At 49.7% G+C, this 12,513-nt stretch carries 13 protein-coding genes; 3 read left to right on the top strand and 10 right to left on the bottom strand.

Annotation, left to right across the window (positions count from 1 at the left end; genetic code table 11):
* Positions 1-16: 16 nt before the first annotated feature.
* From BEN74_RS01435 to BEN74_RS19185, 6 genes are all read right to left on the bottom strand, one after another.
* A complete protein-coding gene (locus BEN74_RS01435) occupies positions 17-1,063 on the bottom strand; it encodes a linear amide C-N hydrolase (protein ID WP_068910448.1) in 1,047 nt (348 codons plus the stop codon).
* Positions 1,064-1,075: 12 nt separating this feature from the next.
* Positions 1,076-1,831: a hypothetical protein gene (locus tag BEN74_RS01430; protein ID WP_068910449.1), complete on the bottom strand. Its 756-nt coding sequence runs from the start codon at positions 1,829-1,831 to the stop codon at positions 1,076-1,078.
* Positions 1,832-2,336: 505 nt separating this feature from the next.
* Positions 2,337-2,654 carry a hypothetical protein gene (locus tag BEN74_RS01420; RefSeq protein WP_068910451.1) on the bottom strand — a complete coding sequence of 106 codons (318 nt, stop codon included), beginning with the start codon at positions 2,652-2,654 and terminating at the stop codon, positions 2,337-2,339.
* 497 nt (positions 2,655-3,151) lie between these two features.
* Positions 3,152-3,667 (bottom strand): ClbS/DfsB family four-helix bundle protein, encoded by a 516-nt coding sequence (locus BEN74_RS01415; RefSeq protein WP_068910452.1) that lies wholly within the window; start codon positions 3,665-3,667, stop codon positions 3,152-3,154.
* A 578-nt stretch (positions 3,668-4,245) separates the two neighbouring features.
* The gene (locus tag BEN74_RS01410) at positions 4,246-4,467 is read right to left on the bottom strand and encodes a transposase (RefSeq protein ID WP_068910473.1); all 222 of its coding nucleotides are present in this window, start codon (positions 4,465-4,467) and stop codon (positions 4,246-4,248) included.
* 44 nt (positions 4,468-4,511) lie between these two features.
* Positions 4,512-4,775: a hypothetical protein gene (locus BEN74_RS19185; RefSeq protein ID WP_162898113.1), complete on the bottom strand. Its 264-nt coding sequence runs from the start codon at positions 4,773-4,775 to the stop codon at positions 4,512-4,514.
* 280 nt (positions 4,776-5,055) lie between these two features.
* Between BEN74_RS19185 and BEN74_RS01405 the strand changes: the two genes are divergently transcribed.
* Together BEN74_RS01405 and yddG are read left to right on the top strand one after the other, a co-directional pair.
* Positions 5,056-5,250 carry a hypothetical protein gene (locus BEN74_RS01405; protein WP_068910453.1) on the top strand — a complete coding sequence of 65 codons (195 nt, stop codon included), beginning with the start codon at positions 5,056-5,058 and terminating at the stop codon, positions 5,248-5,250.
* Between the two features lie 480 nt (positions 5,251-5,730).
* Entirely contained in the window at positions 5,731-6,657 is a 927-nt protein-coding gene (yddG, locus tag BEN74_RS01400; protein ID WP_068910454.1) for an aromatic amino acid DMT transporter YddG, read from the top strand.
* Here yddG and BEN74_RS01395 read toward each other — a convergent pair.
* The 4 genes from BEN74_RS01395 to BEN74_RS01380 are packed head-to-tail and all read right to left on the bottom strand — an operon-like array spanning position 6,652 to position 11,710.
* Positions 6,652-7,770, bottom strand: coding sequence for an ABC transporter permease (locus BEN74_RS01395; protein WP_068910455.1), 1,119 nt, complete (start codon positions 7,768-7,770; stop codon positions 6,652-6,654). The genes yddG and BEN74_RS01395 overlap by 6 nt on opposite strands.
* Positions 7,771-7,774: 4 nt before the next feature.
* Positions 7,775-8,899, bottom strand: coding sequence for an ABC transporter permease (locus BEN74_RS01390; protein ID WP_068910456.1), 1,125 nt, complete (start codon positions 8,897-8,899; stop codon positions 7,775-7,777).
* A complete protein-coding gene (locus BEN74_RS01385) occupies positions 8,896-10,692 on the bottom strand; it encodes an ATP-binding cassette domain-containing protein (protein WP_068910457.1) in 1,797 nt (598 codons plus the stop codon). Before BEN74_RS01385 ends, BEN74_RS01390 begins: the two co-directional genes overlap by 4 nt.
* Position 10,693: 1 nt before the next feature.
* Positions 10,694-11,710, bottom strand: coding sequence for an HlyD family efflux transporter periplasmic adaptor subunit (locus BEN74_RS01380; RefSeq protein ID WP_068910458.1), 1,017 nt, complete (start codon positions 11,708-11,710; stop codon positions 10,694-10,696).
* A gap of 119 nt (positions 11,711-11,829) precedes the next feature.
* Between BEN74_RS01380 and BEN74_RS01375 the strand changes: the two genes are divergently transcribed.
* Complete coding sequence (locus BEN74_RS01375; RefSeq protein ID WP_068910459.1) at positions 11,830-12,462, top strand: TetR/AcrR family transcriptional regulator; 633 nt, start codon at positions 11,830-11,832, stop codon at positions 12,460-12,462.
* Positions 12,463-12,513 lie beyond the last annotated feature (51 nt).

Raw genomic sequence — 12,513 nt, 5'->3', positions numbered from 1 at the left:
GAAAGTTCAGGCTGAATTACTGGATACCGAGAAATTCAAAAGGTTTTGCCGTTTTAAAGGATGCATTGGCCTTTCCTGCATATACTTTTGCCTGATCCGGGCCCAATTCAAGCTTGCGGGTCTGGCCATTATTGAAATTGATGTCTTTCAAATCGACCCAAAACGTATTTGGCGATACTGCAGATTCAAAGAAATACAGGCCGCGCTTGTGGTCTACAACAGTGCGCCAGCGTGTAGAAGATATATTCGGTTCTTCTGCTGTGTTAAGGCCAAAAGGAACAGATACATTTCGAATCACACCGAAAACACTCGCTAAAGAGTGTTCATGACTGGCATTTTTAGGAATAGCGTCAATATAAAACGAAGCGCGGGCAAAGCGGTCAGAAGCGCGGTTGGTTCCCGGCAGCATTACTGTTCCGCCAATTTTCTGCCAGTAAGCATTCAGCGCAAGCTGCTGGTCAAATGTCGGCGAGTTCGTCATGACCTGATATTCACGGCTATGGTGAATCACCTGTTTTCCGCCAATATACTCAATAATGGCGCTGTCGCCAGATGCATCAGAGATCGATAAATGCAGGGTAGTTAACCGCTTGTCGCCAGGCACTACATCTGTTACAACAATGAACGGCTCTTTTTCCAGCGCTTTAACAGCCTCATCTACAGTTGCATAGTTATCAAGTACATACTGCGCCCATAATGAAATGCTCAATGGCGGCTTTTTATTGGTTTTAGCATCTGGATAGTCTGATTCTACCAGCCATAATAAATTTGCAGCTAAGCCTTTTTCATTGACGCCATCTGTTGTAGCGACATCATAACCGGTTGCTACAACGCTGCCGTATTTAGATGTCCACTGAATTGACTTTGGACCCGCTAAACCAGTGCGCTTAACCTTGCTTGGCAAAATCCATAGATCTGTTCCAGTCTCCTGCTTCCAGTCCATTGAGCGGGCTGTAATGACATCATTATCCCCAAGATAGACTACACGCGTACATGCTGCAGCCATCTCCGCCGCAACCATAAGGCCGGCAGCAAACAATACTTTTTTTAATGCATTATTCATTATGTCATCCTCTTAAAAAATAGGTAAATTGATGCCAATCACCGGGCCATGCTGGCGGATTTCCCAATGGAAATTGCTGGATTTATAGTCTTGTTCAAAATAGCGGTAGCCTGCCCGTACATTCAGCGCCCGGTCAAATACTGGAATCCTGTAGCCCAAATACGCCTGCGCAGAGTGGGTATTTTCTGCGCCAAAAGTCACTTCAGATGCCAAATTCCAGGGCGAATTAAAATTATATTTAAAGCGCGAGCCCCAAAAGAATTCATTCCACGAGGCTTCTGTTTCTGCAGATTGATTTAAAACCGCCAGCGCTGCTTTGGCTTCTGTGCGGTGCACGCCAATCGTCGGCTCTACAATCAGTTTAGGCTGATTTTTTGCTGTCAGCTCCGGTGAAACGTATGCCTGGTAATATGCGCCGTAGCTGTTTTGCTCCAGCTTGGTATGCACAGCAACAGGCAGATGCATTGCCTGCCTATCCTGCGAGGTTTTAACCATCTGCCGGTCTGCGTATATGCCCCACTTGCCTTTGCTTAGATCAACATGCGCCATATACGATTCATCAAGCTCTTTGACGGTTTCCTTGAATGGCTGATCGACATCATATTTGGCATTTCCTTTGCCAATTGAGCCGTCTACATCGGCGGCAAATACATATAAATTAAGATTCAGTTTAGGAGCGCCTTCAAAAGTTTCAGCAAAGCTGCCGGCGGCCGCGGCCTGGCTGAACAAAACGCCAAATGAAAGATATAAATACTTTTTAATGTTCATAATCCTATCCTTTATTATGCTTATTTTTTATCATATGTTTAAATTTTAAGATATGATTTATTTGGACATTTTTACTTCTTGGCTGAATTTTAAAATGGCTTTTCTTATTTTGGAATGATCATCCGGCGCATAAAATGGCAATGTATTAGAAGGCTTTAAGCGCTTTCTGCAGGCAGCAAAAAGCGCCTTTGAGGACAGGTTATAATTCGGATACACGGGTGCGGCATGGATGCTGTGCATGGGCAGCGAAAGGCTTAGGCATTTAAACTTCTAAGGGAAAACTGAGGCAATGCAAGCACTAAAATCTAAGAGCCCATCAATTACCTGTATTTTTTATTGCAAGCACATTTTAAAAGCTTAACGTTTATAAGGCTGCTAAAAATTCAGGTCTGCACTACCCTTGAGGATACAGACACGGCGTCCTTGCCCTGACGGGAAAGTCCTGCCGCCCGCGCATCCAAAGGCTTTAACGGCGAAACAGCAAGCTTTAAGGGCGCATCTTCAATCAATGGACTTTTTCAGCCGCCATGCAAAGCTCAAAATACTGTTTCCGGATTTTCTCAACACTCTGCTGCTTGACCAAGTCTGTACGGTAGATCGGCTGCTCATACGAGGCTTGCACGATTTCTTCATACAATGCTTTGGATTCGTCTTCAAACTCCAGGGCAATTCTTTCCTGCGTTTCCAAGGGAACGCCATCCTGCCTTTGCTGCATTACGGCGGCAGCCAGATCTGCAAGCTCATTGCATGCGTCGGTGTCTTGACCGGCAGCGAAAGTCAGGCTGGAAGCAAGGCAGATGCCTAATAGAACAATTTTTTTCATCAATAAAGTCTATATTTTTGTCATGGCCATAGCATAGCAAATTAAACTGCATTTTTCAGAGCGGACGCGCATTACCGCTCCTCTGGCGCCGGCCGGCAAAACGATGCAATGATTTTGAAAATTACTCTTCCGATTTTGACGCGCTGTCTTTCTCTTTTCCGCACTTCCGGCATTCAGCTTGAATAAAAATGTCTGATTCGTAATCAAAAGTATGTATGCAAAATAACTTGCGCAGAAATTGCAGCATGAAGTTGTCCTTATATGCATCCCTGCTTGAGGGATATGGGAGGAATTCTCAAAAGAGAATGAAAAAACCGCAAAATGCGGCTAAAAAGAAGCAGCAAACTGTTTCAGCTGGCTATTTTGTATGTATTTACATATTGCTACATTGGCTAAAAATGCCATTTGCGTAAACCGCGGCTGGCCCGCCTTAAGTTCCCGGCAGCATCTGAATTAACAGCCGTGCAGCGCAATTTTAAAATGCCGATTCTGCCTAATTACTGCGCCAGGCTTTGCAGTTTCAGCCATTTCCTCAATCTTGCCCGGGCATTGCTGTAAGGTGAAGATGTATTGAATTGAATCATCCGACCCATGCTCCACTGCGCATGCCACGCTCGCCCATATAGCTCATGATTATCTTTATTTTCAATGATCTGAACTATCTTTTGCTTGGCCTCCATCAGTTTTTCCAGCAGGCTGTGAAGATCTAAACCCTCATAGTCACAGTAGAATTTCTGCGCCAATTTTCCCAGTTCATTCCACTTAAATCCAGATTCAGGAAAATCGATGGCCTGCCGGGCGGCGTCCTTTTCCAGCCATTTCAGCACCAATTGATTCCACCCAAGCAGGTAAGCCACAAGATTGCAAACGCTCATTTGCATTCCCTTCACATGGCCATCCATGGTCTTTTCTTCAGCCAGATCAGCGGGAATGCTGTTCAGTTCTTTAAGCAGTTTTTCAAAGTTCAGATTAATTGCGCTTATAAGTTCCTGTTTATTCTGAGGCACGGCCATGCTTGCTCTACTCAAAACTTTAGATAATTGAAGAATAACCTAAAAATGCAAAAAGCCCACCTTTTGGTTAATGCTGATCAGTTAAGGAATTTCAATATAAATTCCTTAAATTTTGACTATTTACGGCGGAATCTTACCGTTTTTAAATTCGATATTTAGAACCATTATTGCTGTCCCATAGTTAAAAGCAAACTTTGGATACGCGCTGCGGCATGGATGCCGCACGTTGCCCATCACGGCAGGGATGCCGTGTATGGGCAACAAAAGACTTTTGCCGACTTTGGGTCTTTCCAAAGTCGGGGCTTGCCTGCGCAAAGGCATTGAAATTTTTAAAGCAAAAATGAGGCAGTGCAAGTGCCGAAACTTAAGAGCGCATAAATTATCCAATTTTACCAAAGTACAATATATAATTGTTTTTAAAGAATATTATCTATATTTAAAAAGTTCTAGAATTTTAAAAAATGCCAGTCAATTTCTTAACTGACAGGCATTACACCTTTCGGTGAGCTTTTATCTAATTTGCAGCAAATTTCCCGCTGCCGGAGCAGCAGGCAATTCAACAATGCAAAATACGGCAGCTACACAGCAACCCGATACAGCTGATTCAGCCCAAGGTAAAAAGACCGGCCATCAAAATTAAACTGGCGGTCTTCACCGGTTTCCAATTCAATTTTCTTGCCGACTTCAACCCAGCTCATGCCGCTTGGGTTTCGCTGCTGGCGCTTCAGAGGAACGATTTTTACACGGATTTGGTCGCCATTTACGGCAGTGGCTGTAATCCAGCCATTTGATTGATTCAATTTAAACACTCATTTAATTGAGCTTTTGTAAAACGGAGCAGTAATTAATTATTAAAATCAACAGACAGAATTTTATAATACTGATGATAGGAAAAGGCAGCTCGGCCTAAAATTAAACTTACGGGATTTACATTAGCAGATATATAAGATGCAGAATCCGGATTTGAAGCAACACCTTCAATTCCTGAGCGCAACCGCTCTCCTGCATAGGAAGGCCCGCATACTACGCCTATTTTGAACATTAAGCAAATAAATGCTGAGCAGCGGCAAAAATATATGCATCCATCAGCTGCTTTATGAAATTCCATTCTGGCAATGATGCTAAAAAATGGCCCTAAACCACGGCGCAGGCTGCTGAATATTCAGCCATGCCTGAAAGCCGCAGAACAGCCTAAATGCGGGCTTATCAGGGCGTTCAGCAGCGCTGAATTGAAGCTTAAATGAAGCAGGCCTATAATTTATGAATACTGCATTATTCAGTAAATTATTAATTTTTAAATATTTCTAAACTCACCCAGCTTGACTTAATTTAAAAGTGCATATATATTGTATATACATTTTGATTATTGCCTTTGGGAATAAAACGTTATGACTGAACTGCCCAAAAAGACAAAAGCCAATAAAAAAGATGGTCAACTCTTAATTCGCATTAATACTGCCGAGCGTGATGAATTCGTTCACTTATGTGAACATTTGGATACAAGCGCCGCCAGAGAATTAAGAAAATTTATCCGCAGTTTTATCAAAAAACATCAGTCAGCGGAAACTCAGACTAAGGAGTGACATTATGTCTAAGCAAGTTAAATCTCTTAAACAGAAAATCAAAGCGCGTCTGGAAAAAATTTCCAAACATGAAGGCAAGCTGAAAAAGCTGCAGAAGAAACTGAAAAAACAAAAGTAATCATCATTACTTAAGCTAGGACTGTTTTGAATATCCCTGCATATTCAAAACAGCCTTCCAAAGCTGAATCCTGTTTATGCAGGGTTCAGCTTTTTTTATCTGCTCAAGGAATACAGCCAACGCTCCGCCGGAGCGGATGCGCTTTTACTGCAGCAATTGCATGATATTCGCGCGCATATAAACTGATATGAATAAGCCAAAGCCTCAGCCGCCCGAAGCGCTTGGCCGCATTACAAAATATAATGAAACTGCCCGCCTATTTGACGCTTGCCGGTCAGAAAAAAGGCGTATAATCGCGCCGTTTATTCTCCTGTCTGCGTCTATGTACTGAGCCTTTGCACCAAAGGCGGTTTGAGCTGAAAATGTCTAAAAATCTTGCAACACTGATCGGCTTCAGTGCAATTCTGCAATGGTCGGCTATTGTCGGGCTGTTAAAGAAAATCAGTTTCAGCATCGGGCCGGATTATGCGGTCACCTTTATGTACAGCATCAGCGCGGTTATTTTGCTGGTGCTGTTCCGCATTCCAAATTTAAAGCTCATTCCTAAACCGTATTTAATCTTCGCCACGCTGCTGTTTGTGGTGTATGAACTGTGCTTTTCCTATGCCATCGCTTTGGCGCAAACTGCACAGCAGGCCATAGAAATCAGCCTGGTCAATTATTTATGGCCCAGCCTTACCATTGCTGCCTTAATTCTGTTTAAAGAACTGAAATTCAATATTTTTGTTGCAGTTGGCCTAGCAGTCAGCCTAAGCGGGATTGTGCTGATTCAAACCGGCAATGGCGCTTTCAACTGGGCATCTGTGTTCGGTAATATTCAGGCCAACCCCGTCAGCTATGTTCTGGCTTTTCTGGGCGCGGCCCTGTGGGCGCTGTACTGCGTCATTACCAAAAAATACAGCAACGGCCACAACCCGATTGCCCTGTTTTTTGCCTTAACCGCCGCCGTGCTGTGGCTGAAAATGTTCTGGCTGCAGGATACACATGCCCTGTCGCCTTTAGACCTCACGACGATGCTCTGCATGCTGTGCGTTTCAGTGGTTACGGCGCTGGGCTACGCCGCATGGAATATCGGCATCATTAAGGGCAACATCACCCTGCTAGTGACCCTGTCTTATTTCAGCCCGCTGATCTCTGCAGTATTCTCCATGCTGATTCTGCAGACCAGCTTATCTGCAGCCTTTTGGCACGGGGCAATTCTGGTCACTCTCGGCTCTTTTATCTGCTGGATTTCCACCAACTGGCAGCAGTTCAAGGCCAAGCTCAGGCCGCCGGCCGAACAGCTATGACAGGCGGTTTCTGAACAGCCAGGCCGCCAAGGGCAATGTCACCGCAGCCAGAATAATCATGGGAATAAAATCATATTTGACCTGGCTGAACTGCGCGCCTTCCAGATAAACCCGCTGCACCAAATCAATCCCGAAACGCAGCGGATTGGCATAGGTGGCAATTTCCAACGCCTTCGGCATGTTCTGCACCGGCGTCAGCAGTCCGGACAGCAGCATTAAGGGCATAATCAGCAGAAAGGTGAACAGCATGGCCTGCTGCATATTTAAAGACACAGCGGAAATAGACAGCCCGACGCCCACCACGGCAATGTTGAAACTGACCAAGCCAAAATACAGCAGGCCAATCGAGCCATTCATTGGAATCTGGAACCAGAACAAAATAATCAGCAGGATGATGGTGGACTGCATCAGCCCGACAAAAATCGGCGGCAGGGCCTTGCCAATCATAATATGCATGGGCGTATACGGCGTCACCAGCAGCTGATCAAAAGTGCCCTGCTCTCGCTCGCGCGCAACAGACAGTGCGGAAAGCAGCAGGGTCTGGATCATGCTCAGCGCGGCGATCAGAGACGGCATCAGCCCCCAGCGCGACTGCTGATTCGGGTTATACCATGTCCGCGTTTCAATTGTGACCGGCGGCGCATGCCCCAGCTGCTGCTGATTGAATTGGCTGACCACGGCGCCAATATAGGCGCCGGCTGCACCTGCAGTAGAAGAGTTGCGCCCGTCTAAAATCACTTGAATAGGCGATGCCTGCTGCTGATTCAGCTTGCTTTCAAAGTCTGCTGGAATGCTGATGACAGCCAAAGCCCTGCGCTCATCAATCACCTGCTGAATCTGGCTGCTGTTCTGCAGCGTCTGCGTGCGCGTAAAAATACCTGAGCCGTCAAGCCGCGCAATGAATGCAGCCGAAGCCTGCCCCCTGCTCTGATCCAGCACGGCATAATCCACGTGGTTGACATCATAGCTGGCGGCATAGCCGAACAGCAGCGCCTGCACCAATGCCGGCGCAATTAAAATCGCCCGGTTTGCCGGATCACTGAAAATGGTCAAAAATTCTTTTTTGACCAGGCAGCTGAGCGAGCTGAACCATGCAAGGAGTGAACTGAACATTGGCTTACCTCAGCTGCTTTTTCAGGGAACGGGTAGATACGGCGGCCAGCACAATCACGTAAAGCATTAAAATGCCGCATTCTTTCAGCCACAGCGCCCAGTCATCTCCGCCCAAAAGCAGCGTTTTAATCAGCGTCATAAAGTGCGTGGCAGGCAAAACATGGCTGACCGCCTGCACCGCCACGGGCAAGTTCTGAGTATCAAATACAAAGCCCGACAGCATCAAAGCGGGCATAAAGCTGGCTAAAAGCGCAATCTGGCTGGCCTGAAACTGGCTGCTGGAATAGCCGGAAATCGCCAGCCCCAGCAGCAGCGACACCAGCAGATACATCAGTGACGCGCTGAAAATCGCCAGCATCGAAGCGCGCATCGGCACGTCAAACAGAAAATAAGAGGCTGTCAGGCAGACTGCAATATCAATCATGCCAATCACAAAATACGGCGCCAGCTTGGCCAGCACCAGTTCAAAAGGCCTGACCGGCGTGACAAATAGCGCTTCCAGCGTGCCGCGCTCGCGTTCCCGCACAATCAGCAGGCACGTTAAAAACGCGCCGATTAAAGTCAGTATCAGCACAATTAAGCCCGGCACCAAATACCATGTGCTGTTGGATGATTCGTTAAACCACATGCGCTGTTCCACCGTTACCATAACCGCTAGCGCGCCGGCATGCTGGCGTTCGGCCTGAATGGCGGACGCCGTGCTGATGGCGCCGCTGACATAGCCCTGCATGGCCGAAGCAATGCTGGTTGAGCGCCCATTCAGCAGCAGCTGCAAATGCGCTTGGCCTTGCGCGCTGTCGGCGGCGAAGGTTGCAGGAATCACCAGAATCGCATCAATTTCGTCATTTTTAATCGCCGCCACGGCTTCAGGGTAATTGCTGTACTGCTGCGCGCTGAGATAGCTCGAGCCCTGCAGGCCGGAGATCAGCTGCCGGCTTTGCGGCGAGGGCTGCTCAGCCACTACGCCGACACGGCCATTGCTTAAATCGAAAGACAGCCCATAGCCGAACAGCAGAATCAGCACAACCGGCAGCAGCAGGCCTATCGCCAGACTGCTTTTATCGCGGATCAGCTGCCGGCTTTCCTTTTTCAGCAAGGCCCGGAAGCGCATCAGAAATTCCGGCATCATTCGGCCTGCTCCTGCTGTACGGCATTGGCACGCGCCTGCTCCACAATTGCAATAAAGGCGCTGTTCATGTCCAAGGCATGATCTGCGCCGGCCTGCTGGCGCACCTGGCTGGGCGAACCCAGCGCCAGCATTTTTCCGGCATCCTGAATGGCAATGCGGTCACAGTATTCCGCTTCTTCCATAAAGTGCGTGGTAATAATCACGGTAATGCCCTGATTGGCCAGTTCACCGATGGTATGCCAGAACGAACGGCGCGCCAGCGGGTCGATGCCGCTGGTCGGCTCATCTAGAAAAATAATTTCCGGCTCATGCAGCAGAGCCGCGGCCATCGACAGGCGCTGCTTGTAGCCGCCGGGCAGATCGGCGCTTTTGGCATCCGGCTTTAAGCCGAACTGCTGCAGGGCCTTGTCAATTTGAATTGTGAGCTTTTTGCCGGACAGGCCGTAGGCGCCGCCGAAGAATTTCAGATTGTCCAGCACGCTTAAGTTGCCGTATAAGGCGAATTTCTGCGATACATAGCCAATGCGGGCGCGCGCCTGCGCCCGCGCGTGGCGCAAGTTTACGCCGGCAACCTGCAGCGAGCCTGCGCTGGCCGGCAGCAGACCGCACAGCATGCGGAATGTGGTGGTTTTGCCTGCGCCATTCGGGCCAAGCAAGCCGAAAATTTCGCCGCGCTGCACTTCAAAGGTCGTGCTGGCCACTGCGGTAAAATCGCCGAACTTCCGCACCAGATCTTTCACCGCAATTGCCGGCTGCGCATCCGGCGCTATTTGCAGACTGCCCCCCATCAGCGCCTGCTCAGGCGCCACCTGCCGGTGTTCTTGCTGGCTAGGCCGGCCATCCTGATCAGCCTGATGCAGGAACAGCATGAAAGCGTCTTCCAAATCCGGCTCGCGCGCCTGCACAGCTGTGCCTTCAGGCAGTTCAGCAGCGGGAAGCTGCCGGTGCTGCTGAACCGTCATAAAGCGCACGCAGCCGCCCTTCGGCACAGCGTCTGCAATATATTGGGTGTTTTTCAGCAGCTGCGCCTGCAACGCGCGGGCTTTCATGCCTTCGGGCGGCGCAGCCTGCCACGTCAGCCCGCGCACCTGTTCACGCAGCTGCTCCGGCGCGCCCTGCTTCAGCACTTTGCCTTCATACATCACATATACCTGCGCGCAGCGTTCCGCTTCATCCATATAGGCCGTGCTGATGATCACGCTGAGGTTTTCCTCGCGCACCAGCTGTTCAATGATGATCCACAAATCACGGCGCGAGAGAGGATCGACCCCGGCGCTGGGTTCATCCAGCAGCAGCAGTTCAGGCGAACGCACCAAGGTGCAGGCCAGCCCCAGCTTCTGCTTCATCCCGCCGGACAGCTTGCCGGCTGGGCGCTGTGTGAAGTGCTGCAGATCAGTGATTTTCAGCAGCCGCTCAAAGCGCGCCTTGCGGATTTCTTCAGGCACACCATGCAGGTCTGCATACAGCTCCAGATTTTCCTGCACGCTCAAGTCTTCATACAGGCCAAAGCGCTGCGGCATATAGCCAATCCGTTCCTGAACCCGCTGCGGATGCTTCAATACATCAAAGCCCAAGACCTCCAGCTGGCCGGATGCAGGCTGATACAGCCCCGCAATCAGGCGCAGAAATGTGGTTTTTCCGGCGCCGTCCGGCCCAACCAAAGCCGTCAGCTCGCCCGCTTTAATGTCGATATCCAGCCCGCCAAGCGCGCGGACTTCCGCGGCGCCTTTGGACTCCGGCGGGAAAACCTGCACCAGCGCTTTGGCGCTGACAACAATACCTGGCGCTTTCATGTTATTTTTTCCCTGCAGGAGCAGAGGCTTGAGCGATTTTTACCGTAACCGGCTGCCCCATTTTCAGCTGATCATCCGGGTCCTGCACATACACCCGCACCTCATACACCAGCGTGGTGCGGATATCTTCAGTCTGCACAGTCTTTGGGGTAAATTCCGCAACAGATGAGATATAGCCGATTTTTCCCGGCACAGGCTGATCAGGCTGCGCATCGCGGATAACCTGCGCGGCTGAACCCATTTTAATCTGGCTTAAATCGGCTTCATTGGCGTAGACCCTCACCCATTTAGGATTGCTTAAAGCCAAGGTATAGACGGTTTTCTGCGCGCTGGCCATATCGCCCACTTCCAGCAAGCGCGCGCGGACCGTGGCCTGCGCCGGAGCGCGGAGCTGGCTTTGCGCAATTTTGTAGCGCATTAAATCCAGATTGGCCTGCGTGGCTTCGACCTGCGCTTTAGCTGCTGTGCGGTCTTCCTTGCGCGCGCCTTTCTGCAGCAGCGCCAAATGCGCCTGACGCTCTTTAACTCCGGCCAACGCAGTGTTGACATTGCTTTGCGCTGCATCCAGCTCCTGCCGGCTGATAGCCCGGCCGCCGGTGCTGTTAAACAGCGCCTGATAGCGCTGCAGATCTTTGGCGGCCTTGTCCAGCTGGGCCTGTGCAGAACCCGCTTGCGCCTGCGCCTGCGCAATTTCTTCCGGCCGTGTGCCGGTGTCCTGCTCCACTACAGCCTGCTGCTGCGCAATCAGCTGCGCTTCGGCCTGCTTAGCTTGAATTTCCAAAGCCTGCGTGTCCAGCAGCGCCAGCACTTGCCCCGGCTGCACGCGGTCGCCTTCCTGAACATTCATCTGCTTGATCCGCCCCGCTTCTTCAAAGGCCAAAGACACTTGGCGGATATCCACATTGCCGTATAAAGTCAGCCCGCCGGCAGCCTCCGGGCCTCTGTTCAGCGCCCAGTAGGCAATGGCCGTGGCGATAAGGGCAATGACAGCGGCAGCGGCGATGACGGTTTTTTTCATTGTGAATGGGCCTTTATTTAACCAAGCGCGCTTAGTTTAAATTCAATTTAAATTTAAACTACCATAGGAATAGAAATAAAAGATATACTTGCTGCATAAATTTTAGTTCAGGTTGCAGCATGCCAAGAGCAAGACGCAGTGATGGCGATGCCACCAAAGCACGGATTATAGAAGCCGCCGGACAGCTGATTGCGCAGAACGGCTGGGCCAAAACCACCAACAAGGCCATTGCCAAAAATGCGGAAGCCGATTTAGCCGCCATCAACTACCACTTTGCCGGCAGGGATGGCCTGTACCGCGCGGTTTTAACTGAAGCGCATGCGCATTATCTGAATGAAGCGCGCCTGCGTGAAATTGCCGGCTGCAGCGCCAGCGCTGAAGATAAGCTTGGCCTGCTGTTTGAAACATTGATAGAAAAGCTGAATGAAAAAGACCTATGGCACGGCAAGGTATTCATCAGCGAAATGTTCAGCCCATCACCTCATCTGCAGAATTTTTTTGAAAATGAAGGCGCCCGGAAGTTTCAAATTGTGCGCCGCATCATAGCCGAAGTGACCGGGCTGAATGAAAATGACCCGCGGATTATTCCCTGCATATTCAGCGCTGTTGCGCCCTGCCTGATGCTGCTGTTAACCGGCATGCCGGTTCCCGGGCCAATGCAGGCTTTAGGCCAATTGCCTGCAAAGCAGCTGGCGGAGCATTTTAAGACTTTTGCGCTGGCGGGCTTAAAGGCTGCTGTAGCGCAACAATAAAAATAAAAAAAGCAGAATCCTTGGATTCTGCTTCTGCATGCTTAAAATGGA

Origin of the sequence: Acinetobacter sp. WCHAc010034 (genome assembly GCF_001696615.3) — a bacterium.
Taxonomy (GTDB): Bacteria; Pseudomonadota; Gammaproteobacteria; order Pseudomonadales; family Moraxellaceae; genus Acinetobacter.
Note: the sequence above shows the minus strand (reverse complement) of the source record. Positions and strands in the feature narration are given on the sequence as shown.